Below are 22,229 nucleotides of genomic sequence, written 5' to 3' on the forward strand. Positions count from 1 at the left end.
ATGATGATCATCTTTTATTGCTAAAAATTATGAACATTAATGCACCTGCAGGACAGTCCCCTCAACGGAGAAAAGCGTGCACAGACCAACCGCGTGGCATGTCACCCACTGGAGTAGCGACCCGTTCAGCCTCGGTGCCTACAGTGCCTTGCTGCCTGGCGGATCGCCGTTGCATCGAAGCGCCCTGGGCCAAGTGCTGCATGGGCGCTTGGTCATCGCTGGAGAAGCTTGTAATGCCAGCGCTCCGGCAATGACTCATGGTGCGTGGAATGATGGGCTGCGTGCCGCCGAGGCAGCCGTGAGTGCCGGTGCGAGCAAGGTGATCGTGATCGGTGCGGGGTGTGCAGGCTTGGCTGCCGCTCAACGCTTGCGGGAAAGGGGTGTCGATTGCACTGTGCTGGAGGCGCGTGGGCGAACGGGTGGGCGCACGCACACTGTCGAGTTGGGTGGCGTGAAAGCAGATGAAGGTGCGGCATGGCTTCAGCATTTTGCCGAGAACCCATTGGCCGCTGTTGCACTTCAACATGGCTTGGCTTGCGTCGAGACCGATTTCAGTTGCCCGCTTGCAGCGGCACGCGGCGGGGCGTTGCCGGATATCGACGCCGCCTGGGATGCCTTGACCAGGCGTCTCGATCGGCAACAACCTTTGTCTGACGCGATCGATGGCTACATGGCCACACTCGACCCCGCGCTCGCGCGTGCCACGCAGTTCGCCATCGACGCCAACCTTGTACTGGAAGCGTGTTTGCCCGTCGAGCAACTGTCGGCCTGTGCCTTGGATGAAGAGGGGGTCGGGCATGGTGATCGTATGCTGCCAGGCGGCTACAGCGAGCTTGTCGACTTGCTGTCGAAGCACCTGGATATCCGCCTGAACAGTCCTGTCACCCACATCGACTGGTCGAGCGCGCGCGTCATGGTGAATGAAGACGTGTGCGACTTCTGCATTTGCACAGTCCCGGTGGGGGTTCTGAAAACGTTGCGCTTTACCCCTGCGTTACCTGAAATACAGCAGGGAGCGTTGGCGCATCTGGGGATGGGCAAGCTGGAGAAAGTGATTCTGCAGTTCGATGAGCGATGGTGGCCGTGCTCACCCTCAGGCTACCTACGCTGGTACGACGTACCCGCCAGTTGGGGAGAATGGCTGGACCTGACCGATGCTGTCGGAAAGCCCACCATTGCCGGGCTGATCGCCGCCGATGCGATCGAGCGGCAGTTCACCGGGCGCACCGATGAACAGGTGGCCATGGCCGCGTGTGAGGCATTGCAGGCGTGGGCCGCAGCCGTCGGGCCCACGCCTTGACACTTACAGACCTTCGCCCAGCACCCGGTCAATGCTGTCGACAAAGTAGTCCACGCTCGCACGGCTGGTGCACATCGGCGGCTTGATCTTGAGGATGTTCAGGTAATCGCCGGTCGGCTGCATGAAGATGCCCAGGTCACGCAGGCGATCGCACAGCATCATGGTTTCTTCGGTGGCCGGCTCCAGGGTGGTGCGGTCGCGCACCAGTTCCAGACCCAGGTAGAAGCCCGAGCCATGTGCCGCGCCGGCCAGCGGGTGCTTGTCGACCAGCGCCTGCAGGCGTGCCTTGAAGTAGCGCCCGGTGTCACGGGCGTTGTCCCACAGGCCTTCCTCCTGCATGACATCCAGCACTGCCATGCCGATGCGGCAACTGACCGGGCTGCCACCGGCCGAGGAGAAGAAGTAGCCCTCGGCCTCCAGCGCCTCGGCGATTTCGCGACGGGTGATGACCACGCCCAGCGGCTGGCCGTTACCCATGCCCTTGGCCATGGTAATGATGTCCGGCACCACGCCCTGTTCCTCGAAGCCCCAGAAGTACTCGCCCAGGCGGCCATAGCCTACCTGCACTTCGTCGGCGATGCACACCCCGCCGCGGGCGCGGACCTTGGCATAGGCTGCGCGCAGGTAGCCTGCGGGCAGCGAGATACCGCCGGCATTGCCGTACACCGGTTCGCAGATGATGCCCGCCAGCTGACGGCCACGGGCGTCGAGGTCAGCCAGCTTGGCGTCGACGTCTTGCAGGTAGTCGGCGGCGCTGTCGGCCCCGCGGAAGCGGCCGCGGAAGGTGTTCGGTGCTTCGACCGGGTGAACCCAGTCCGGGCGGGTTTCCAGGGCTTGCGGGTTGTCGGCGATCGACGTGGAGATGGCATCGGTGGCCACCGACCAGCCGTGGTAGGCCTCCAGCACACTGAGCAGATCGCGCCCGCCACTGTAGGCCCAGGCCAGGCGAATCGCCAGGTCGTTGGCCTCGGTGCCGCTGTTGACCATGAACACCCGGTCGAAACCTTCGGGGGCCAGGTCCAGCAGGCGCTCGGAGAATTCGGTGATTGCTGCGTAATGGAAGCGCGAGTTGGTGTTCAGCAGCGACCACTGCCGCGCCGACTCGGCAACCATGCGTGGATGGCCATGGCCCAGCACTGCGACGTTGTTGAGCATGTCCAGGTAGGAACGGCCCTGCATATCGATCAGGTAGTTGCGCCAGCCACGTTCAATGTGCGGCGGTTGCGCATAGTAGTGCTTCTGCGAGCGGGCGAAGCTGGCATCGCGGCGGGCCAGCAGGGCTTGCGGATCGGGTAGCGGCTCGGCATCGCAATCGAAGCCCAGCAGTGCGGCTGGTGACGGGCACAGGGCCAGCCAGGCGGCGGCCTGTGACGGCGTGGCGAAGCGCGGCGGCTGGCTGCCATTGTCCAGGCATACCTGCACGCTGAGGAAGCCGCAGCTGCTGCCCAGGGCCTGGCCTTTTTCCACGGCCTGGCCGTCTGCCGGTGCGTCTTCCAGGCCTTGCAGCCACAAAGCCCAATGCGGGGTGCGCAGGCAGCCCCGGCCGTCGCCGCTGTGCTGCCAGGTGCCGGCTGCCGGCGCTTGTACCGGGCTGCCGTTGGGCACATGCAGCTCGACGAAAAGGGCGCAGGTGGCGGGCTCCTCGGGGCGATCGATATGGGTTTGCGACAGGCGATACTGCCCGTGCAGGCTGCAGGCCGGGGCGGCTTGCGAAGTCAGCAGATGCTGGTCGTAACCGGGTTGCTCCCAGTTGCCGGCCTCGAAGTGTTTGCTGAGTACTCCCAGGTCCACCCGTGTGACAGCCAGCCCGGCCAGCTCGGGGAGCAGGGGGGCACAGTCGTTCCAGTCCGGCGCCGCGGGTTGCAGGCCCGCAGCCTGCAGAATGGCCGCCTCCATCAGGGCGAAAGGCACGGCGGTGGCCGTGTCGAAAATTTCCCATTCGTGGGCAATGTTGTCGCGGGTGTACTGGTTGCCCGGGTCGACGGTTAGCTGTTGTTCGCTGCTCAGCACCAGCACGGCAGCGCGGTTCAGCACCAGCGGCCACAGGGCGCGCAATTCGGCTTCGGTCAGCGGGTTGAGCGCCTGGTAGGCCTGCACGGCTGGCAGGATGCGCAGGGGGTCGCCCTCGGCGTGGTGCAACAGCGCAGCGCAGGTCACCGACAGGTCGGCGATACGCCAGGTGCGCAGCAGGTCGCCGAAATCGATCACGCCTTGCAGTTGCCACTGACGCTGGGCATCACGGGCCCACACGGTGTTGTCGTCGGTGATGTCCAGGTGCACGGCCTGACTGGGCAGTTGATCGACCAGCGGCATCAGGTGCTCGTTGGCCTGTCGCGTGGCGTGTTCGATGCGGGCGCGCTGCCCGCCGTCCTGCAGCACCGGTAGCAGGTGATCGATCAGTGCCCCGGCATGCTGCGGGTCCCATTGCAAGGTACGCGCAAGGCCCGGGTGATCGAAATGGGCAAGCGCCTTGTCCAGCTTTGCACAGAGCCCGCCCAGTTCAGCCATCAAGCGCGGCTCCATGTGCTTGAGGCGGGTCAGCGGTTGGCCTTCGATGTAATCGAGCAGGCGCAGGCGCAGTGGTTGCGCGTCGATGTCCAGTTCCAGCAACCCCATGCCGTTGTGGGCTGAGCGCACGGCGGGTACCGGCAAACCTTGATCGCGCAGGAAGGCCAGGGCGGCGTGCTGGGCTTCAAGCTCCAGTTGGGCGTAGCTGCCGTGGCAGGCCTTCAGCACATAGCCACCCTGCGGTGTGACCACGCGAAAGTTCAGGTCCTGCTGGCTGCCCAGTACCGAAAGGTTGCCGGCAAGGCCATAGTGGGCCTGCAGCACGGCGTGTGCCTGGGCTTCGCTCAGCGTTGGGCTGGGCTGGCCGGAGCGCTGGATCAGGGTGGCCAGGGCAGGGGAAGCGGGCTGGTGTTGTGGACTGGACATGGGCTCTACCGTGGGTACTGGGAGTTGACGGCGGAGAATTTATGCCCGATTCGGCTGATGATGGAAGACGATTATTGTCAGAAAAATTGATCACAGCTGCTTGATTCTGTTTGCGTGGTAACGAGCGGGGCTTTTCATAGGCTTGGTTTTACGGGTATGGCTGATCAATCCCGGATGATCGCCTTGCTGCCCTAGAAAGTCTGCTGGGCATACTCAGAGGAGGAACTTGAATGCTGAAAGCAGTTTCACTGTCTCGGGAAGCTTCTGCTGAAGCAGCCTGTCGAGATACTGCTGTACGCTGTGCGGTGGGTTCTTCAGCGATATTCGCTGCCGCTGGGCAGCTTCGAGGACTGCTGCCTTGTCCAGGTCCCAAAGGTCAGCGATGAAGTCGTCCGGATGCAAGGGTTCAATATCGAAGGCACCAAGAACCGCCTTGGAAAAATCCTTCAAATTGAAGGTGACGATGACCGAAGCGTTGCACTTGATTGCAGCTGCGAGAACATGTCGATCATCCCTATCTGGCAAGTCCAGCCCTTCGACCAGTGAATCGTAGTCAGTGACGAGTGCATCAGGCACCGCAGCATCCATCAGCGATGACGTGCGATCCAAATGTTCAGGCGTGAGGTCAGGTCGGTTGAGTAGCAGATTGCGCTTCCACTCGTCATGAATGCTCGCTGACCAACGTGCCCGGTAGATGCCCGTCAGCGCTAGGTTCATCAGGAAATCACGCAGTGGAGCAGGGTAAAGTACATTCGCGTCGTATATGGCCGTGAAGGGCGAGTGCTTCATTCGTACCCCATCTTCAATTCCTGAGCTTGGGCTGCCAGCGCATCTATCGCAGCGCGGCTCACCCCATCACGTTTGTCCTTGTAGGCAACCAGGTCTGAGAATTTGACACGACGATGGCGGCCTGTCTTGGTGTGCGGAATCACCGCTTCGTCGAGCAGCTTTACCAAGTGCGGCCGGGAGACGTTAAGCAGGTCTGCTGCTTCCTGGGTAGTTAGTTCGGCGTGGATTGGAACGACTTTGACTGAGTTACCCAAGGCCAGTTCGCTGAGAATTTCGCCGAATAGGCGTAGGGCGAAAGTAGGTACTTCAACAACCTGGCGCTGATTTTCCTCGTTGAGCAGTTCGATCCGTTGGGTATCTGATTTTGTCGAGAGGAACGCTGCCAGCGTGCGGCTTGACTCGACTGCCACGGCAATTTCTTTCTCGTCAGGAAGCACATGGCTAGAGAGGTTGGCGGTGGTCATGGGCATCTCCAGAGCGGTATCGATTGCGGGGCTGTGGCGACGATGCAACAGCCTGAGTTCGAGTTATATTCGAAATATTCGCAAATCGCAATAAACGAAACGACCGATCAAAGGATGATTGCTTGGCGAACACGCACCCTTTCCCTACTAACCCCCAACCTCCAAAAACGCCGCCTCCAGCAACTGTCGGGTATACGGATGCTGCGGCGCATGGAAGATCGCCTGCGCGTCCCCTTGCTCCACCACATGCCCATGCTTGATCACCATCAACTGGTGACTCAACGCCTTCACCACCGCCAGGTCATGGCTGATGAACAGGTAGGTCAGGTTGTACTTTTGCTGCAGGTTACGCAGCAATTCCACCACCTGGCGCTGTACGGTGCGGTCCAGTGCGGACGTGGGTTCATCCAGCAGAATCAGTGCTGGCTTCAACACCAGCGCCCGGGCAATGGCAATGCGCTGGCGCTGCCCGCCGGAAAACTCATGGGGGTAGCGATGGCGGGTGCGCGGGTCCAGGCCTACTTCCTCCAGGGCCGCGATAATCGCCGCTTCCTGTTCCTGCGCGGTGCCAATGCGGTGAATGCGCAGCCCTTCACCGACAATGTCCGCCACGCACATGCGCGGGCTCAGGCTGCCAAACGGGTCCTGGAACACCACCTGCATTTCCCGCCGCAGGGGGCGCACGGCTTTCTGGTTCAGCCCTTCGAGGTTCTGCCCATGAAAGCGAATGCCGCCCTGGCTGGAAATCAGCCGCAAGATCGCCAGGCCCAATGTGGACTTGCCCGACCCGGATTCGCCAACAATGCCCAGCGTCTGGCCCTGGGGCAAGCTGAAGTTGACCCCGTCCACCGCCTTCACATGGTCGACCGTGCGCTGCAGAAAGCCCTTCTTGATCGGGAACCAGACCTTGAGGTCATCCACCTCCAGCAACGGCGCGCCCACCGGGTTGTGCGCCGGCAGCCCGCTGGGCTCGGCATTGATCAGCATCTGTGTGTAGTGGTGCTGTGGCGAGCTGAACAGCGTCGCGCATTCGGCTTGCTCGACAATTTGCCCACGCTGCATCACGCACACGCGGTGAGCGATGCGGCGCACCAGGTTCAGGTCATGGCTGATCAGCAACAGGGCCATGCCCATACGCGCCTGCAATTCCTTGAGCAGCTCGAGGATCTTCAGCTGCACGGTCACATCCAGCGCCGTGGTCGGCTCGTCGGCAATCAGCAGCTCGGGCTCGTTGGCCAGCGCCATGGCGATCATTACCCGCTGGCGCTGGCCGCCCGACAATTCGTGGGGCAGGGCCTTGAGGCGCTTGCGCGGCTCTGGAATGCCGACCATATCCAGCAACTCCAGGGTGCGCGCAGTCGCTTCCTTGCCCGTCAGGCCCTTGTGCAGCAGGAGGATTTCGTTGATCTGCTTTTCGATGCAATGCAGCGGGTTGAGCGAGGTCATCGGCTCCTGGAAGATCATCGCAATGCGGTTGCCGCGAATGCGCTGCAGGGTCTTCTCGCTCTGCTGCAGCAGGTCCTTGCCTTCGTAGCGGATGCTGCCGCTGGGGTGCCGGGCCAGGGGATAGGGCAGCAGGCGCAGGATCGAGTGCGCGGTGACCGATTTGCCCGAGCCACTTTCGCCCACCAGGGCCAGTGTCTCGCCTTTGCGAATATCGAAGCTGACGCCGTCCACCACCCGGTTGACCTGGTCCCCGGTCACGAACTCCACGGCCAGGTCCCGCACTTCGATCAGGTTCTGTTCACTCATGTCACTTCCTCGGGTCGAAGGCGTCGCGGGCGGATTCGCCGATGAACACCAGCAGGCTCAGCATCAGCGCCAGCACGGCAAAGGCGCTGATGCCCAGCCATGGCGCTTGCAGGTTGGACTTGCCCTGCGCCACCAGTTCGCCCAGCGAGGGCGAACCGGCGGGCAGGCCGAAGCCGAGGAAGTCCAGGGCGGTGAGGGTGCCGATGGCGCCGGTGAGGATGAACGGCATGAAGGTCATGGTCGAGATCATCGCGTTGGGCAGGATGTGCCGGTACATGATTGCGCCGTTGCGCATGCCCAGGGCGCGTGCGGCGCGCACGTATTCCAGGTTGCGCCCGCGCAGGAACTCGGCGCGTACCACATCCACCAGGCTCATCCACGAGAACAGCAACATGATGCCCAGCAGCCACCAGAAGTTGGGTTGCACGAAGCTGGCCAGGATGATCAGCAGGTACAGCACAGGCAGGCCGGACCAGATTTCCAGAAAGCGTTGCCCGGCCAGGTCGACCCAGCCACCGTAGAACCCCTGCAGGGCGCCTGCGATGACGCCGACAATGGAGCTGGCCACGGTCAAGGTGAGGGCAAACAGAACCGAGATGCGGAAGCCGTAGATCACCCGCGCCAGCACGTCGCGGCCCTGGTCGTCGGTGCCCAGCCAGTTGTCCGCCGAAGGTGGGGCGGGGGCGGGGACGCGCAGGTCATAGTTGATGCTCTGGTAGCTGAACGGAATGGGTGCCCACAGCACGAAGCTGTCTTTCTTCGCCAGCAGCTCGCGGATGTAGGGGCTCTTGTAGTTGGCTTCCAGCGGGAATTCCCCGCCGAAGGTGGTTTCCGGGTAACGCTTGAACGCCGGGAAGTACCATTGGCCGTCGTAACGTACGGCGATCGGTTTGTCGTTGGCGATCAGTTCGGCGCCCAGGCTCAGCCCGAACAGAATCAGGAACAGCCACAGCGACCACCAGCCACGGCGGTTGGCCTTGAAACGCTCGAAGCGCCGGCGGTTGAGGGGGGACAAGGCCATGTCAGTGCTCCCGGCTGGCAAAGTCGATGCGCGGATCGACCAAGGTGTAGGTCAGGTCGCCGATCAGTTTCACCACCAGCCCTAGCAGGGTGAAGATGAACAGGGTGCCGAAGACCACCGGGTAGTCGCGGTTGATGGCCGCTTCGAAACTCATCAGGCCCAGGCCGTCGAGGCTGAAGATCACCTCGATCAGCAAGGAGCCTGTGAAGAAGATGCCGATGAACGCCGAGGGGAAGCCGGCGATCACCAGCAGCATGGCGTTGCGGAACACGTGGCCGTACAGCACCCGTGATCGGCTCAGGCCCTTGGCCTTGGCGGTGACCACGTACTGTTTGTTGATTTCGTCGAGGAAGCTGTTCTTGGTCAGCAGGGTCATGGTGGCGAAGTTGCCGATGACCAGCGCGGTGATCGGCAGCACCAGGTGCCAGAAGTAGTCCAGCACCTTGCCGGTGGTGCTCAGTTCGTCGAAGTTGTTGGAGGTGAGGCCACGCAGCGGGAACCAGTCGAAGTAGCTGCCACCGGCGAACAGCACGATCAGCAGGATGGCGAACAGGAACGCCGGGATGGCGTAGCCGACGATGATTGCCGAGCTGGTCCACACGTCGAAGTGGCTGCCGTGGCGCACGGCCTTGGCGATCCCCAGCGGGATCGACACCAGGTACATGATCAGCGTGCTCCATAGCCCCAGCGAGATCGAAACCGGCATCTTCTCGGCGATCAGGTCGATCACCTTGGCGTCGCGGAAGAAGCTGTCGCCGAAGTCCAGCTGGGCGTAGTTCTTGACCATGATCCACAGGCGCTCGGGCGGCGACTTGTCGAAGCCGTACATGCGTTCGATTTCAGCGATCAGCGCCGGGTCCAGGCCCTGGGCGCCGCGGTAGCTGGAGCCGGCCACGGAAACCTCGGCACCGCCACCGGCAATGCGGCTGGTGGCGCCTTCGAAGCCTTCGAGCTTGGCGATCATTTGCTCGACCGGGCCACCGGGGGCGGCCTGGACGATGATGAAGTTGATGATGAGGATGCCGAACAGGGTCGGGATGATCAGCAGCAGGCGGCGCAGGATGTAGGCCAGCATCTTAGTTGGCCTCGTCCGCAGGCGCTTCGCTGACCGCCGGGGTTACATCGGGCTTGATCCACCAGGTGTCGATGCCGATGTCGTACTTGGGCGACACGTTCGGGTGGCCGATGTGGTTCCAGTAGGCCACACGCCAGGTCTTGATGTGCCAGTTGGGGATCACGTAATAGCCCCACAGCAGCACGCGGTCGAGGGCGCGGCAGTGGTCGATCAGGCTCTGCCGAGAGTCGGCGTTGATCAGCTGGTCCACCAGTTGGTCGATGGCCGGGTCGCGCAGGCCGATGAAGTTGCGGCTACCGGGGTTGTCGGCGGCGGCGCTGGACCAGAACTCGCGCTGCTCGTTGCCTGGCGAGTTGGATTGCGGGTAGCCGCCAACGATCATGTCGTAGTCACGCGAGCGCAGGCGGGTTATGTACTGCGAAACGTCGACGCGGCGAATGTTCAGCTCGATACCGAGGTCGGCAAGGTTGCGCTTGAACGGCAGCAGAATGCGTTCGAACTCGGTCTGCGCCAGCAGGAACTCGATGCTTGCCGGCTTGCCTTGGGCGTCGACCATCTTGTCGTCGACGATTTTCCAGCCGGCTTCCTGCAACAACTTGTAAGCCTGGCGCTGTTGCTCGCGGATCATGCCGCTGCCGTCACTGACCGGGTTGTGGAAGACCTCGGTAAATACTTGCTCGGGCACTTTGCCGCGCAGTGGTTCGAGGATTTTCAGCTCGTTGGGGCTGGGCAGGCCGCGGGCGGCCATTTCCGAGTTCTCGAAGTAGCTGCCGGTACGGGTGTAGGCGCCGTTGAACAGCTGCTTGTTGGTCCACTCGTAGTCCAGCAGCAGGCTCAGGGCCTGGCGCACACGCACATCCTGGAAAACCGGGCGGCGGATGTTGAAAATGAAGCCCTGCATACCGGTGGGGTTGCCGTTGGGCAGCTCTTCCTTGATCAGGCGACCTTCGCGCACGGCGGGCACGTTGTAAGCGGTGGCCCAGTTCTTGGCACTGACTTCCAGGCCATAGTCGAATGCCCCGGCCTTGAGGGCCTCCAGGGCGACGGTGGTGTCGCGGTAGGCGTCGAACGTCATGGCATCGAAGTTGTAGAAGCCGCGGTTGATGGGCAGGTCCTTGGCCCAGTAGTCCTTGACCCGTTCGTAGCGCACCGAGCGCCCGGCCTTGACCTTGGCGACCTTGTACGGGCCGCTGCCCAACGGGATTTCCAGATTGCCGCGGTTGAACTCGCGGTTTTCGTACCAGTGCTTGGGCAGTACCGGCAGCTGGCCGAGAATCAGTGGCAGCTCGCGGTTGTTCTTGTGCTTGAACTTGAACAGCACCTTCAGCGGTTCTTCGGCGACCACTTCGGCAACGTCGGCGTAGTACTGGCGGTACAGTGGGGCGCCGTCCTTGATCAGGGCGTTGAAGGTGAACACCACGTCGTCGGCGCGCATCGGATGGCCGTCATGGAAGCGCGCTTCGGGGCGCAGGTAGAAGCGCACCCAGCTGTTATCCGGGGCCTTTTCGATCTTGCCGGCAACCAGGCCGTATTCGGTGAACGGTTCATCCTGGCTCTGGCGCATCAGGGTGTCGTAGATAATGCCGATGTTCTCGGCCGCCACGCCTTTGTTGATGAACGGGTTGAGGCTGTCGAAGCCGCCAAAGCTGGACTGGCGGAAGGTGCCGCCCTTGGGCGCATCCGGGTTGACGTAGTCGAAGTGCTTGAAGTCGGCGGGATACTTGGGTGGCTCATCGTAAAGGGTGAGCGCGTGCTGCGGTGCGGCCAGCGCGGGAAGGCTCAGGCAGGCGAGCAACAGGCTGCCTGCCAGCCGGCGCAGACGGTGCGTTGGCGTCATTGGGCTTTCTCCGAAGTCTTGATCCACCAGCTATTCAGCCCAAGGGTGTAGGGCGGCGTGGTGACGAAGGCGAACCGGTTGCGGTAGGCCAGGCGATGGTTGTCGAGGTACCAGTTGGGGATCATGTAGTAGTGCCATGAGAGCACGCGGTCCAGGGCGCGGGCAGCGGCGACCTGGTCATCGCGGGTGCGGGCGGCGAGCAGGGTGTCGAGCAGGTGGTCGACCACCGGGTCCTTGACCCCAGCATAGTTCTTGCTGCCCTTTGTCGCGGCCTGGCTGGAATGGAAGTACAGCCATTGTTCGAGGCCGGGGCTGAGGGTCTGGTTCAGGGTCATCAGAATCATGTCGAAATCGAACTGGTCCAGACGTTGTTTGTACTGGGCACGGTCCACGGTGCGCAAGCGCGCATCGATGCCGATGCTGGACAGGTTTTCGACATAAGGTTGCAGGATGCGTTCAAGGTTGGGGTTTACCAGCAGCAGTTCCATGCGCAATTGCTGGCCCTTGCTGTCGACCAGGCGCTGGCCGTGCAGCTTCCAGCCGGCCTCGGCGAGCAGGCCCAGAGCCTGGCGCAGGGTCTGGCGGCTGATACCCCTGCCATCGGTGTGGCTGACCTTGTACGGTTCGCTGAACAGCTTGGCGGGCAACTGGTCACGGAATGGCGCCAGCAGCAGCCACTCCTTGCCGGTGGGCAGGCCGCTGGCGGCGAACTCGCTGTTTGGGTAGTAGCTGGTCGAGCGGCGGTAGGCGCTGCTGAACAGCGCGCGGTTGGTCCACTCGAAGTCCAGCATCAGCCCCAGCGCCTGGCGTACCCGCGGGTCACTGAACGCGGCCCGGCGGCTGTTCATGAACAGGCCCTGTGTTTGCGTGGGGATGCTGTGCGGGATTTGTGCCTTGATCACTTCACCCCGGCGCACGGCAGGGAAGTTGTAACCGTTGGCCCAGTTTTTTGCCTGGTGCTCGATATAGATGTCGAACTCGCCGGCCTTGAAGGCTTCGAAGGCCACCGTCGCGTCACGATAGAACTCGTATTCGACCCGATTGAAATTGTACTTGCCACGGTTGACCGCCAGGTCTTTGCCCCAGTAGTTCTTCACCCGTTCGAACACCAGGCGTCGTCCGGGTTGTACCTGGGTGATGCGGTAGGGGCCGCTGCCCAAGGGGGGCTCGAAGGTGGTGGCCTTGAAGTCGCGCTTCTGCCAGTAGTGTTTGGGCAGTACCGGCATTTCGCCCAGGCGCAGGATCAGCAGCGGGTTGCCGGCGCGTTTGAACACGAAGCGGATGCGTAGCGGGCCGAGGATGTCTACCCGCTGCACTTCCTGCAGGTTGGTGCGGTAGATCGGGTGGCCATCCTTGAGCAGCGTGCGGTACGAGAAGGCCACGTCAGCCGAGGTGATGGGCTGGCCGTCATGCCAGCGGGCTTCGGGGCGCAGGTTGAACACCACCCAGCTGCGGTCCTCGCTGTACTCCACCGAGCGGGCGATCAGGCCATAGCTGGAGGTTGGCTCGTCACCGGACGGGTCGTACTGGCCCGTGCCGACCATCAGTGGCTCGTTCAGCTCGCTGATGCCGTACTGCTGGAAATTGGGCGTGGTAATCGGGCTCGACCCTTTGAAGGTGTAGGGGTTGAGCGTGTCGAAGGTACCAAAAGCCATGGCCCGCAACGTGCCGCCCTTGGGCGCTTGCGGGTTGACCCAGTCGAAGTGGGTGAAGGTGGCTGGGTACTTGAGCGTGCCGAACTGCGCGTATCCGTGGCTTTCGCTCACGATCGCGGCTGCGGGAAAGCTCAAGGCCAGGCTGAGTGACAGCAGGAGGGGACGTATCAAATCGGCATCCGATCCAGAGGCGTTGGGCTTTGATCGAGTACAGTAACAGCTTGGTGGGGTTGGAAAAAGAGAGGGGCTAGGGTTTTCCAGTGGCTGGGTTTTCAGGCCCATTCGCGGGCACGCCCGCTCCCACAGGTACGACACCGGCTTTGAGGACTGTGAAAAACCTCTGGGGGCGGGCGTGCCCGCGAATGGGCTGCAAAGCAGCCCCTGTAACGACTCAACGCCCGAGGTAGACGGTCAGGGTCTGGCCTGGCTTGAGGGCGTGGCCGCTGCGTGGGTTCCAGCGCTTGAGGTGCTTCATTTCCACATTGAAGCGCTTGGCCACCAGGTACAGAGAATCGCCCTTGCGGACCTTGTATTGCGTGGAGCGCTTCCCGGAGGCAGCAACCCGGTTGCCGGCGGCGCTTGGCGCACTGCCACCACGCAGGGCCAGAACCTGGCCAGCGCGCAGACTGTTGCCGGACAAGCGGTTCCAGCGCTTGATGTCCTTGACCGATACACGGTTGGCCTTGGCGATGGCGCTCAGGTTATCGCCACGCTTGACCCGGTAGCTGCGTGCCCCCACCGGTGCCTTGGCTTCGGCCACGGCCCGGGCAAACGCTGCTTTCGGGGGTTGCAGGCTGACCAGTTGCTCCGGGTTGAGGTTGGACAGGCTGGCACTGAGCAACTGCGCCTTGGCGGTGGGCACCAGCAGCTGTTTCGGGCCATCGACGGTCATGCGTTTCTTGAATGCCGGGTTGAGCTGGATCAGCTCGTCCTCGTCGATGTTGGCAAAGGCCGCGACCCGGGAAAGGTCCAGACGGTCATTGATCGCCACCGCTTCAAAGTACGGTTCGTTGGCGATCGGGGTGAGATTGACACCATAGGCTTCTGGCGTGGACACCACCTGCGACAGTGCCAGCAACTTGGGTACGTAGTCGCGGGTTTCCTGTGGCAGCGGCAGGTTCCAGTAGTCGGTCGGCAGGCCGAGCCTTTCGTTGCGCTCGATGGCTCGGCTGACGGTGCCTTCGCCGGCATTGTAGGCCGCCAGGGCCAACAGCCAGTCGCCGTTGAACATGTCGTGCAGGCGGGTCAGGTAGTCCAGCGCGGCGTTGGTCGACGCGGTGACATCGCGGCGGCCGTCATAGAAGTTGGTCTGGCGCAGGTTGAAGTGGCGACCGGTAGCCGGCATGAACTGCCACATGCCGGCAGCGCTGGCGCGTGAGTAGGCCATGGGGTTGTAGGCACTTTCGATGGCTGGCAGCAGGGCCAGTTCCAGCGGCATGTCGCGTTCTTCAAGGCGCTCGACGATGTAGTGCAGGTAGAGGCTGCCACGTTCCCCGGCGCTTTCGATGAAGGTCGGGTTGCTGGCGAACCACAAGCGCTGCTGCTCGATGCGCGGGTTGACATCGATACTGTCCTGCAGGGCGAAGCCCTGGCGCATGCGCTCCCAGACATCCTGCGGCGCCTGTTCGGCCGGCTTGACCAGCAGCGGGGAAGGTTTGTGCTTGATCCGTGCCTGGTAGTTGTGCGCGCGAACGCTATCGGATTCGTCGAGCTGACGGGTGCTCTGGCAGCCCACCAAGGTGGCTGCCAGGGCCAGCGCACTGATTTGGGCCAGGCGCGTCAGGGCGACGGAATGAGAGGTTCTGCGGCTACGGGAAGACATCGGCTGATACAGGTATCCGGGCGAAAAAGTTCGGCGATTCTAGAAACCGCTCCGGGCCTGGTCAACCTTTGACCATCACTTGCGATATATCTTGCGGTTATCAGAAGGTGTCCTTCCAAGACCTCAAGGCAGCAAAAACAGCGACATGCGAGTTGTTTGAATGTCCCTTCCATTCGTCTGCTTTTTGTTTAACTAATGTTTCAGCGGTACGCAGAAAGGGGTTGGTCAGGCGCTCCAGGCCGATCGTTGAGGGCAAGCTGATGCGATTTTCGGCGCGCAAACGGGTAACGTCCTCGAAGCGTTGCTGAACGTGCGGGTTGGTCGGTTCCACAGCCTTGGCGAAGCGCAGGTTGCTGAGGGTGTATTCATGGGCGCAGTACACTTGTGTCTGCTCTGGCAGGGCCGCCAGGCGGGCGAGGGCGGGCTGCATCTGTTCGGGTGTACCTTCGAACATGCGCCCGCAACCGGCGGCGAACAGGGTGTCGCCACTGAACAGGATGGGCGTTGCTGGCTGGTCGCTGAAGAAGGCGATATGCCCCAGGGTGTGGCCGGGTACCGCCATTACCTGGAACGTCACACCCAGCACGTCCACCCTATCGCCTTCGTCCAGTGCCAGGTCGCGGCCGGGAATGCGCTCGTTGGCAGGGCCACAGACCCGTGCGCCGGTCAATTGCCTGAGCCGTTCCACCCCACCGACATGGTCATTGTGGTGGTGGGTGACGAGGATGTCGCTCAGCACCCACTCGGGGTTGGCAGCCAGCCAGCGCTCCACTGGGCCGGCATCGCCCGGGTCGACCACCGCACAACGGCGTTTGGCAGTATCCTGTAACAACCAGATGTAGTTGTCGGAGAAAGCGGGGAGAGCTTCGATCTGTATCATGGTGCGGATCCGATTCGCCTAGCGTGGCACATGAGGGCATCTTAGCCGCGATGGCGCGGTGGGAGAACCTTCGAGGGAGAGCGCAATGACCGACCAAGCCTTTGCCCAGGCCGACCCGGACTGGGTCGAGCTGATCAGCCTGGCCCGTGAGTGGTTCAACGGCCCACTTGGGCAACTGATGCTCAAGGAGGAGGACAAACTGCTGGAAGAAGAGCTCGGGCGCTTCTTTGGCGGCTATCTCGTGCATTACGGGCCCTGCGCCGAGCCACCGCCCAGAGCCCCCCAGGTGCAGCGTAATGTGCGCCTTGGTGCGCCCTTGCCGGGTGTGGAGATTGTCTGCGAAGAACAAGCCTGGCCGTTGAGCGAGCACGCTGCCGACGTGGTGGTGCTGCAGCATGGCCTGGACTTCTGCCTGTCGCCCCATGGCCTGCTGCGCGAGGCCGCCAGTGCCGTACGCCCGGGCGGGCACCTGCTGATCGTGGGGATCAACCCCTGGAGCAGCTGGGGCATGCGCCATTTCTTCAGTCACGGTGCTCTGCGCAAGGCGCGCTGCATCTCGCCGTCCCGGGTGGGCGACTGGCTCAACCTGCTGGGCTTCGCGCTGGAGAAACGCCGCTTCGGGTGCTATCGTCCGCCGCTTGCCTCACCTGCCTGGCAGCAACGCCTGGAGGGCTGGGAACGACTGGCTGGCGGCTGGCAGGGTTCCGGTGGTGGGGTGTACCTGCTGGTGGCGCGCAAGATGGTGGTGGGCCTGCGGCCTTTGCGGCCGGAACGTCGCGAGCCAATGGGCAAACTGCTGCCGCTGCCACTGGCGAAGGTCAACCGCACCGCAGCCAACCCCGAAACTGACAAGCACTGAATTCAAGAGTGGTACATGAGCGATAGCGTCGAGATGTTTACTGATGGTGCCTGCAAGGGCAACCCTGGCCCGGGTGGCTGGGGCGTGCTGATGATCTACAAGGGCGTCGAGAAGGAACTGTGGGGCGGCGAACGTGAGACCACCAACAACCGCATGGAGCTGATGGCTGCGATCCAGGGCCTGATGTCGCTCAAGCGTGAATGCGAGGTGGTGCTGACCACCGACTCGCAGTACGTGATGAAGGGCATCAACGAATGGATGGTCAACTGGAAGAAGCGTGGCTGGAAGACCGCCGCCAAGGAGCCGGTGAAGAACGCTGACTTGTGGCAGCAGCTCGATGAGCAGGTCAACCGCCACAAGGTAACCTGGAAGTGGGTGCGCGGCCATATTGGCCACCCCGGCAACGAACGCGCCGACCAGCTGGCCAACCGTGGGGTCGATGAGGTGCGCGCCCAGCGTTGAGCTGGGGTACAATCGCGGCCTTTGTAACGGATGCAAGTTGGAGCGCCCGCGTGGAGCAGCAGCAAGATAAACGGTTCGTCATTCTCGATACCGAAACCACGGGTATGCCGGTTGGCGAAGGCCACCGGATCATCGAGATCGGCTGTGTCGAGGTCATCGGCCGGCGCCTGACCGGGCGGCACTTCCACGTCTACCTGCAGCCCGACCGCGAGAGTGACGAGGGCGCGATCAACGTTCACGGCATCACGGATGCCTTCCTGGTCGGCAAGCCACGTTTTGGCGATGTCGCCGAGGAGTTCTTCCAGTTCATCCAAGGCGCCACGCTGGTCATCCACAACGCGGCGTTCGACGTTGGCTTCATCAACAACGAATTCGCCTTGCTGGGCCAGCAGGACCGCGCTGACATTTCGCAGCACTGCACCATTCTGGACACCCTGCTGCTGGCACGTTCGCGCCACCCGGGGCAGCGCAACAGCCTAGATGCGCTGTGCAAACGCTACGACATCGACAACTCGGGCCGTGAGTTGCACGGCGCACTGCTCGACTCGGAACTGCTGGCCGACGTTTACCTGGCAATGACCGGTGGCCAGACCAGCCTGTCGTTGGCTGGGAATGGCGCAGATACCGAAGAGGACGGGCAGGGCGCTGGCGGCAGCGAGATCCGCCGGATTGTCGGGCGTGCGCCAGGGCGGGTGATCATGGCCAGCGCTGAAGAGCTGGAGGCGCATGCCGAGCGGCTGGCGGCCATTGCCAAGTCGGCGGGTGGGCCTTCGCTGTGGCAGGCCCTGACTGAGACGCCAGCCGGCTGATCTTTCGCCCTGCAACAGAAGTGGAGATCGTCGTAGGAGCGGGTTCACCCGCGAAAGGGCCAGTACAGGCAATACAAGGCTCAACTACCCTGAAATGGACGCCACGTCCTTCGGAGGTAGCCACCTGATGTACAAGGACCTCAAGTTCCCGATCCTCATCGTCCACCGCGCCATCAAGGCCGACAGTGTTGCCGGCGAGCGCGTGCGGGGCATCGCCGAGGAATTGCGCCAGGATGGCTTTGCCATTCTCGCCGCCGCTGACCACGCCGAAGCGCGCCTGGTCGCCGCCACCCACCACGGCCTGGCCTGCATGCTCATCGCGGCCGAAGGCGCTGGCGAGAATACCCATTTACTGCAGAACATGGCCGAGCTGATCCGCCTGGCCCGTCTGCGTGCACCCAACCTGCCGATCTTCGCCCTGGGCGAGCAGGTGACCCTGGAAAATGCCCCCGCCGAAGCCATGAGCGAGCTCAACCAGCTGCGTGGCATCCTTTACCTGTTCGAAGACACCGTGCCGTTTCTCGCCCGCCAGGTGGCGCGTGCTGCACACACCTACCTCGACGGCCTGCTGCCGCCGTTCTTCAAGGCGCTGGTACAGCACACCGCGCAGTCCAACTATTCCTGGCACACCCCGGGCCATGGTGGCGGTGTGGCCTATCATAAAAGCCCGGTAGGCCAAGCCTTTCACCAGTTCTTCGGGGAAAACACCCTGCGCTCGGACCTGTCCGTTTCCGTGCCGGAGCTGGGTTCGCTGCTCGACCACACAGGCCCGCTGGCCGAAGCCGAGGCCAGGGCGGCGCGCAACTTCGGCGCCGATCACACCTTTTTCGTCATCAATGGCACCTCCACGGCCAACAAGATCGTCTGGCATGCCATGGTCGGCCGTGACGACCTGGTGCTGGTGGACCGCAACTGACACAAGTCGGTGGTGCACGCGATCATCATGACGGGTGCCATCCCGTTGTACCTGTGCCCGGAGCGCAACGAACTGGGCATCATTGGCCCGATCCCGCTCAGCGAGTTCAGCCCCGAGGCGATCGCCGCGAAGATTCAGGCCAACCCCCTTGCCCGTGATCGTGGGCAGCGTATCAAGCTGGCGGTAGTGACCAACTCCACCTACGACGGGCTGTGTTACCACGCCGGGCTGATCAAGCAGGCCCTGGGTGCCAGTGTCGAGGTGCTGCACTTCGACGAGGCCTGGTTTGCCTATGCCGCGTTCCACGACTTTTTCACCGGGCGCTACGCCATGGGCACCGCCTGCGCGGCAGACAGCCCGCTGGTGTTCAGTACCCATTCCACCCACAAGCTGCTCGCGGCGTTCAGCCAGGCCTCGATGATTCATGTGCAGGACGGGGCCAGGCGGCAGCTGGACCGGGACCGTTTCAACGAAGCGTTCATGATGCACATCTCTACCTCGCCGCAGTACAGCATTCTCGCCTCGCTGGATGTGGCTTCGACCATGATGGAAGGGCCGGCCGGGCGCTCGCTGCTGCAGGAGATGTTCGACGAGGCGTTGAGTTTTCGTCGTGCCCTGGCCAACCTGCGTGAGCACATTGCCGCAGCGGACTGGTGGTTCAGCATCTGGCAGCCGCCAAGTGCCGAGGGCATCCCCCGTCTGGCCGCGCAGGACTGGCTGCTGCAGCCGGGGGCGCAATGGCATGGGTTTGGTGAAGTGGTGACCGACTATGTGCTGCTCGACCCGCTGAAGGTGACCTTGGTAATGCCGGGCCTGAGCGCAGACGGTGTGCTGGGCGCGCGCGGTATCCCGGCAGCGGTAGTCAGCAAGTTTCTCTGGGAACGCGGGCTGGTGGTGGAAAAAACGGGCCTGTACAGCTTCCTGGTACTGTTTTCCATGGGCATCACCAAGGGCAAGTGGAGCACCCTGCTCACCGAGCTGCTGGAGTTCAAGCGCCACTATGACGGCAACACCCCACTCAGCAGCTGCCTGCCCAGTGTGGGGGCTGCCGACGCCTTGCGCTACCAGGGCATGGGCCTGCGCGACCTGTGCGACCAGTTACATGACTGCTACCGCGCCAATGCCACGGCCAAGCAGCTGAAGCGGCTGTTCACCCGTTTGCCGGAGGTGGCCGTCAGCCCGGCCCAGGCCTATGACAAGATGGTGCGTGGCGAAGTGGAGGCGGTGCCGATCGAGGCATTGCTGGGGCGTGTGGCGGCGGTGATGCTGGTGCCGTACCCGCCTGGCATCCCGTTGATCATGCCGGGTGAGCGGTTCACCGAGGCGACCCGCTCGATCCTTGATTACCTGGCATTCGCCCGAGCATTCAACCAGGGCTTTCCCGGGTTTGTCGCCGATGTGCACGGCCTGCAGCACGAAGGGGGCCGCTACACGGTGGATTGCATCACGGAATGCGCGTGATCTCGACGCCGGAGCGTGCCAGTTCGAAACGGTTTTCACCCAGGTGGTTGACCTTGTCGCCGATGGCCAGGCGGTAGGTGGTGATGGGGGCGCCCAGCGTGCTGCCGTCGAGTTGCAGGGTGGATTCCTGAAACTCGTGCACGGGGTAGATGCGGCCTTCGGCGTCACGGGCGTGGAATTGGCCGACCATTACTGCTGCCATTTGGGTGGAAACCTCTGAATTACGTAGGAAATGTATGAAGGCATAGACCGTGAAACAGACGTGGAAGTTTTCGCCCTGCGGAAAAAAAACTCAGGCACAGGAGAACGGTCATCTATAACTACAACGTCTATTTAACCCGCAAAGGTTGGAATTGCCATGAGCCAGGTGTATTCGGTAGCAGTCGTCGTGGGCAGCTTGCGCAAGGAGTCCTACAACCGCAAGGTCGCCCGCGCACTTTCGGAGCTGGCGCCGTCCAGCCTTGCGCTGAAGATCGTCGAGATTGGCGACCTGCCGCTGTACAACGAAGATATCGAAGCCGAGGCACCGCCGGAAACCTGGAAGCGTTTTCGCGATGAAATCCGCCGCAGTGATGCGGTGTTGTTCGTCACCCCGGAATACAACCGCTCGGTGCCAGGCTGCCTGAAAAATGCCATCGATGTGGGTTCGCGTCCTTACGGGCAAAGTGCCTGGAGCGGCAAGCCGACGGCGGTGGTGAGTGTGTCGCCGGGGGCGATTGGTGGCTTTGGCGCCAACCATGCGGTGCGCCAGTCGCTGGTGTTTCTCGACATGCCCTGCATGCAGATGCCCGAGGCTTACCTTGGCGGTGCGGCGAGCTTGTTCGAGGATTCGGGCAAGCTCAATGACAAGACGCGACCGTTCTTGCAGGCGTTTGTCGACAGGTTTGCGTCATGGGTGAAGTTGAACAGGGCGGTCTGAACCCCTAATCCTGCTGTGCAACGCCCCTGTGTAGGAGATTCTATGGCCGGAGGCAAATTTTCAGTAAAAACGCCATCGGCCTCTCTCAGCAACCTCGAGGTACGAGTCAGCGTGCCAGAGAATTTCTCCCCAGCATTGGATACTGCCCGTCAGTTTGGGCGGGCTGCGTTGCAGCCCCAGCCTCAGCTGGCCGGCTTGGCACCTCCGGTATATATCTCGGGCTTCCAGTCGGCCTGATGCCTCATCAGGCCGAAGGCCAGCCGAGCCAAGCGACGTGCAAGGATCACCAAGGCTTGAGTGGTTTTCTTCCCCCGGGCTTGGTGATGGGCGTAATACTGCTTCCAGGTCGCGGTTCGACTGCCGCTCATCGAGGCGTTGTACAGGAGTCTACGGACCTCCGAGTCTCCGCGCTTGCTCAACTTCCCTCTGCCTGCCCATTTACCGGATTGGGAAACCGTTACATCCATGCCTAGATAAGCGACAAAGGCGTCGCTGTTCTTGAACTCGCCGCGCATGAAGGACATCACCAGGCCGGCAGCCGTTAAGAAACCAACACCCGGAAGCCTCTGAACACGGCGCATCTGATCGGAAAGCCCCGCCTTCTTGATCACCGCACGCAGCTGTTTTTCCAGCGAAAGCTCTATGCGTTCGAGCACTTCCTCAACACGTTTGAGTTCTGAGGCAAACAATTTGTCGCCCGACAAGCTCATCCGCAGCATGCCGCGCACTGCTACAAGTTTGGCGCGGCGGCGCAGCAGCACCTGGATCTCACGATGCCCGGCTGGTGGCGGAGTCCAAGCCTTCAAAGAGCCCCGCTCGTTGCTCAGGAAGCGGGCGAGCAAAGCGGCATCATGGGCATCTGTTTTTGCCCGTATAGCAACACTTTCCCGGTACTTACTCAGCCTCAGCCCATCGATAACGTATACCGCGAAGCCCGCAGCATGGGCTTGCTCCGCCATTTCCATGTGATAGGTACTGGTCGCTTCGATGGCCAGCGCTGAGCCTTTGGGCAGCGTCTTGAGCCAGGCTTTGATTGCTTTCGGAGTGTTAGGGATGGCGAAGGATTTGGTATTCGGAGCGGCTTGAATCACCAGTTCATCTTTGGAGGTGTCCACGCCAGCTTCGATTGGGATTGCGGACATTGCCATGAATAGCTGCTCCTTGTAGCGTAGTGTGACTTGAAGGGCACACCCTGGCGCAGGCTTGCTTCTATTGTCGCTTGCTCGCGAGGCATTCCTTATCGGCGCTTGGGTGTTGAAAGGAGGAGGGGTGAT

Annotated in this window: 17 protein-coding genes and 1 pseudogene; 6 read left to right on the plus strand and 12 right to left on the minus strand. The window is 62.4% G+C overall.

From position 1 onward, the window contains the following. Positions 1-76 precede the first annotated feature (76 nt). Positions 77-1,300 carry a flavin monoamine oxidase family protein gene (locus tag LU682_RS09335; protein WP_010954925.1) on the plus strand — a complete coding sequence of 408 codons (1,224 nt, stop codon included), beginning with the start codon at positions 77-79 and terminating at the stop codon, positions 1,298-1,300. Positions 1,301-1,303: 3 nt separating this feature from the next. Here LU682_RS09335 and LU682_RS09340 read toward each other — a convergent pair whose 3' ends face one another. From LU682_RS09340 to gloB, 10 genes are all read right to left on the minus strand, one after another. Next, positions 1,304-4,234, minus strand: a complete 2,931-nt coding sequence (locus LU682_RS09340; RefSeq protein WP_049588229.1) for an aminotransferase — start codon at positions 4,232-4,234, stop codon at positions 1,304-1,306. Between the two features lie 213 nt (positions 4,235-4,447). Then, entirely contained in the window at positions 4,448-5,023 is a 576-nt protein-coding gene (locus LU682_RS09345; protein WP_010954922.1) for a PIN domain-containing protein, read from the minus strand. Then, positions 5,020-5,487, minus strand: coding sequence for a helix-turn-helix domain-containing protein (locus LU682_RS09350; RefSeq protein ID WP_049588231.1), 468 nt, complete (start codon positions 5,485-5,487; stop codon positions 5,020-5,022). Before LU682_RS09350 ends, LU682_RS09345 begins: the two co-directional genes overlap by 4 nt. Before the next feature lie 147 nt (positions 5,488-5,634). Then, positions 5,635-7,239: an ABC transporter ATP-binding protein gene (locus LU682_RS09355; protein WP_010954920.1), complete on the minus strand. Its 1,605-nt coding sequence runs from the start codon at positions 7,237-7,239 to the stop codon at positions 5,635-5,637. A 1-nt stretch (position 7,240) separates the two neighbouring features. After that, on the minus strand, positions 7,241-8,260 hold the full coding sequence (locus LU682_RS09360; protein ID WP_010954919.1) for an ABC transporter permease: 1,020 nt from the start codon (positions 8,258-8,260) through the stop codon (positions 7,241-7,243). A gap of 1 nt (position 8,261) precedes the next feature. Next, positions 8,262-9,335 (minus strand): microcin C ABC transporter permease YejB, encoded by a 1,074-nt coding sequence (locus tag LU682_RS09365; RefSeq protein ID WP_010954918.1) that lies wholly within the window; start codon positions 9,333-9,335, stop codon positions 8,262-8,264. Between the two features lies 1 nt (position 9,336). After that, complete coding sequence (locus LU682_RS09370) at positions 9,337-11,172, minus strand: extracellular solute-binding protein (RefSeq protein WP_010954917.1); 1,836 nt, start codon at positions 11,170-11,172, stop codon at positions 9,337-9,339. After that, complete coding sequence (locus tag LU682_RS09375) at positions 11,169-12,998, minus strand: extracellular solute-binding protein (protein ID WP_010954916.1); 1,830 nt, start codon at positions 12,996-12,998, stop codon at positions 11,169-11,171. Before LU682_RS09375 ends, LU682_RS09370 begins: the two co-directional genes overlap by 4 nt. A gap of 220 nt (positions 12,999-13,218) precedes the next feature. Further along, entirely contained in the window at positions 13,219-14,649 is a 1,431-nt protein-coding gene (locus LU682_RS09380) for a lytic transglycosylase domain-containing protein (RefSeq protein WP_010954915.1), read from the minus strand. Between the two features lie 100 nt (positions 14,650-14,749). Further along, positions 14,750-15,529, minus strand: a complete 780-nt coding sequence (gene gloB, locus LU682_RS09385; protein ID WP_010954914.1) for a hydroxyacylglutathione hydrolase — start codon at positions 15,527-15,529, stop codon at positions 14,750-14,752. An 85-nt stretch (positions 15,530-15,614) separates the two neighbouring features. Between gloB and LU682_RS09390 the strand changes: the two genes are divergently transcribed. The 4 genes and pseudogenes from LU682_RS09390 to LU682_RS09405 all read left to right on the plus strand — a co-directional run bounded on the left by LU682_RS09390 (position 15,615) and on the right by LU682_RS09405 (position 20,036). After that, the gene (locus LU682_RS09390) at positions 15,615-16,388 is read left to right on the plus strand and encodes a class I SAM-dependent methyltransferase (protein WP_003251461.1); all 774 of its coding nucleotides are present in this window, start codon (positions 15,615-15,617) and stop codon (positions 16,386-16,388) included. Positions 16,389-16,403: 15 nt separating this feature from the next. Continuing rightward, positions 16,404-16,850, plus strand: a complete 447-nt coding sequence (gene rnhA / locus LU682_RS09395; RefSeq protein ID WP_003251460.1) for a ribonuclease HI — start codon at positions 16,404-16,406, stop codon at positions 16,848-16,850. A gap of 50 nt (positions 16,851-16,900) precedes the next feature. After that, positions 16,901-17,659, plus strand: a complete 759-nt coding sequence (dnaQ, locus tag LU682_RS09400; RefSeq protein ID WP_010954912.1) for a DNA polymerase III subunit epsilon — start codon at positions 16,901-16,903, stop codon at positions 17,657-17,659. Between the two features lie 127 nt (positions 17,660-17,786). Further along, positions 17,787-20,036: pseudogene (locus LU682_RS09405) on the plus strand (Orn/Lys/Arg family decarboxylase). On the opposite strand, the gene LU682_RS09410 reads toward LU682_RS09405, so the two are convergent. Continuing rightward, complete coding sequence (locus tag LU682_RS09410; RefSeq protein ID WP_010954911.1) at positions 20,020-20,238, minus strand: hypothetical protein; 219 nt, start codon at positions 20,236-20,238, stop codon at positions 20,020-20,022. The pseudogene LU682_RS09405 and the gene LU682_RS09410 sit on opposite strands and share 17 nt — an antisense overlap. Positions 20,239-20,394: 156 nt before the next feature. Between LU682_RS09410 and chrR the strand changes: the two genes are divergently transcribed. Then, a complete protein-coding gene (chrR, locus tag LU682_RS09415) occupies positions 20,395-20,955 on the plus strand; it encodes a class I chromate reductase ChrR (protein ID WP_003251456.1) in 561 nt (186 codons plus the stop codon). A 182-nt stretch (positions 20,956-21,137) separates the two neighbouring features. Here the strand turns inward: chrR and LU682_RS09420 are convergent, their stop codons facing one another. Next, on the minus strand, positions 21,138-22,103 hold the full coding sequence (locus LU682_RS09420) for an IS110-like element ISPpu10 family transposase (RefSeq protein ID WP_010951808.1): 966 nt from the start codon (positions 22,101-22,103) through the stop codon (positions 21,138-21,140). Positions 22,104-22,229 lie beyond the last annotated feature (126 nt).

It is taken from the genome of Pseudomonas alloputida, from assembly GCF_021283545.2.
GTDB lineage: Bacteria > Pseudomonadota > Gammaproteobacteria > Pseudomonadales > Pseudomonadaceae > Aquipseudomonas > Aquipseudomonas alloputida.

Coding starts and splice junctions, on each gene's coding strand:
- LU682_RS09365 (WP_010954918.1), bottom strand. CDS start 9,335: ATGCTGGCCTACATCCTGCGCCGCCTGCTGCTGATCATCCCGACCCTG.
- LU682_RS09390 (WP_003251461.1), top strand. CDS start 15,615: ATGACCGACCAAGCCTTTGCCCAGGCCGACCCGGACTGGGTCGAGCTG.
- LU682_RS09420 (WP_010951808.1), bottom strand. CDS start 22,103: ATGGCAATGTCCGCAATCCCAATCGAAGCTGGCGTGGACACCTCCAAA.
- chrR (WP_003251456.1), top strand. CDS start 20,395: ATGAGCCAGGTGTATTCGGTAGCAGTCGTCGTGGGCAGCTTGCGCAAG.
- LU682_RS09350 (WP_049588231.1), bottom strand. CDS start 5,487: ATGACCACCGCCAACCTCTCTAGCCATGTGCTTCCTGACGAGAAAGAA.
- LU682_RS09410 (WP_010954911.1), bottom strand. CDS start 20,238: ATGGCAGCAGTAATGGTCGGCCAATTCCACGCCCGTGACGCCGAAGGC.
- LU682_RS09380 (WP_010954915.1), bottom strand. CDS start 14,649: ATGTCTTCCCGTAGCCGCAGAACCTCTCATTCCGTCGCCCTGACGCGC.
- LU682_RS09370 (WP_010954917.1), bottom strand. CDS start 11,172: ATGACGCCAACGCACCGTCTGCGCCGGCTGGCAGGCAGCCTGTTGCTC.
- LU682_RS09355 (WP_010954920.1), bottom strand. CDS start 7,239: ATGAGTGAACAGAACCTGATCGAAGTGCGGGACCTGGCCGTGGAGTTC.
- gloB (WP_010954914.1), bottom strand. CDS start 15,529: ATGATACAGATCGAAGCTCTCCCCGCTTTCTCCGACAACTACATCTGG.
- LU682_RS09340 (WP_049588229.1), bottom strand. CDS start 4,234: ATGTCCAGTCCACAACACCAGCCCGCTTCCCCTGCCCTGGCCACCCTG.
- rnhA (WP_003251460.1), top strand. CDS start 16,404: ATGAGCGATAGCGTCGAGATGTTTACTGATGGTGCCTGCAAGGGCAAC.
- LU682_RS09360 (WP_010954919.1), bottom strand. CDS start 8,260: ATGGCCTTGTCCCCCCTCAACCGCCGGCGCTTCGAGCGTTTCAAGGCC.
- LU682_RS09345 (WP_010954922.1), bottom strand. CDS start 5,023: ATGAAGCACTCGCCCTTCACGGCCATATACGACGCGAATGTACTTTAC.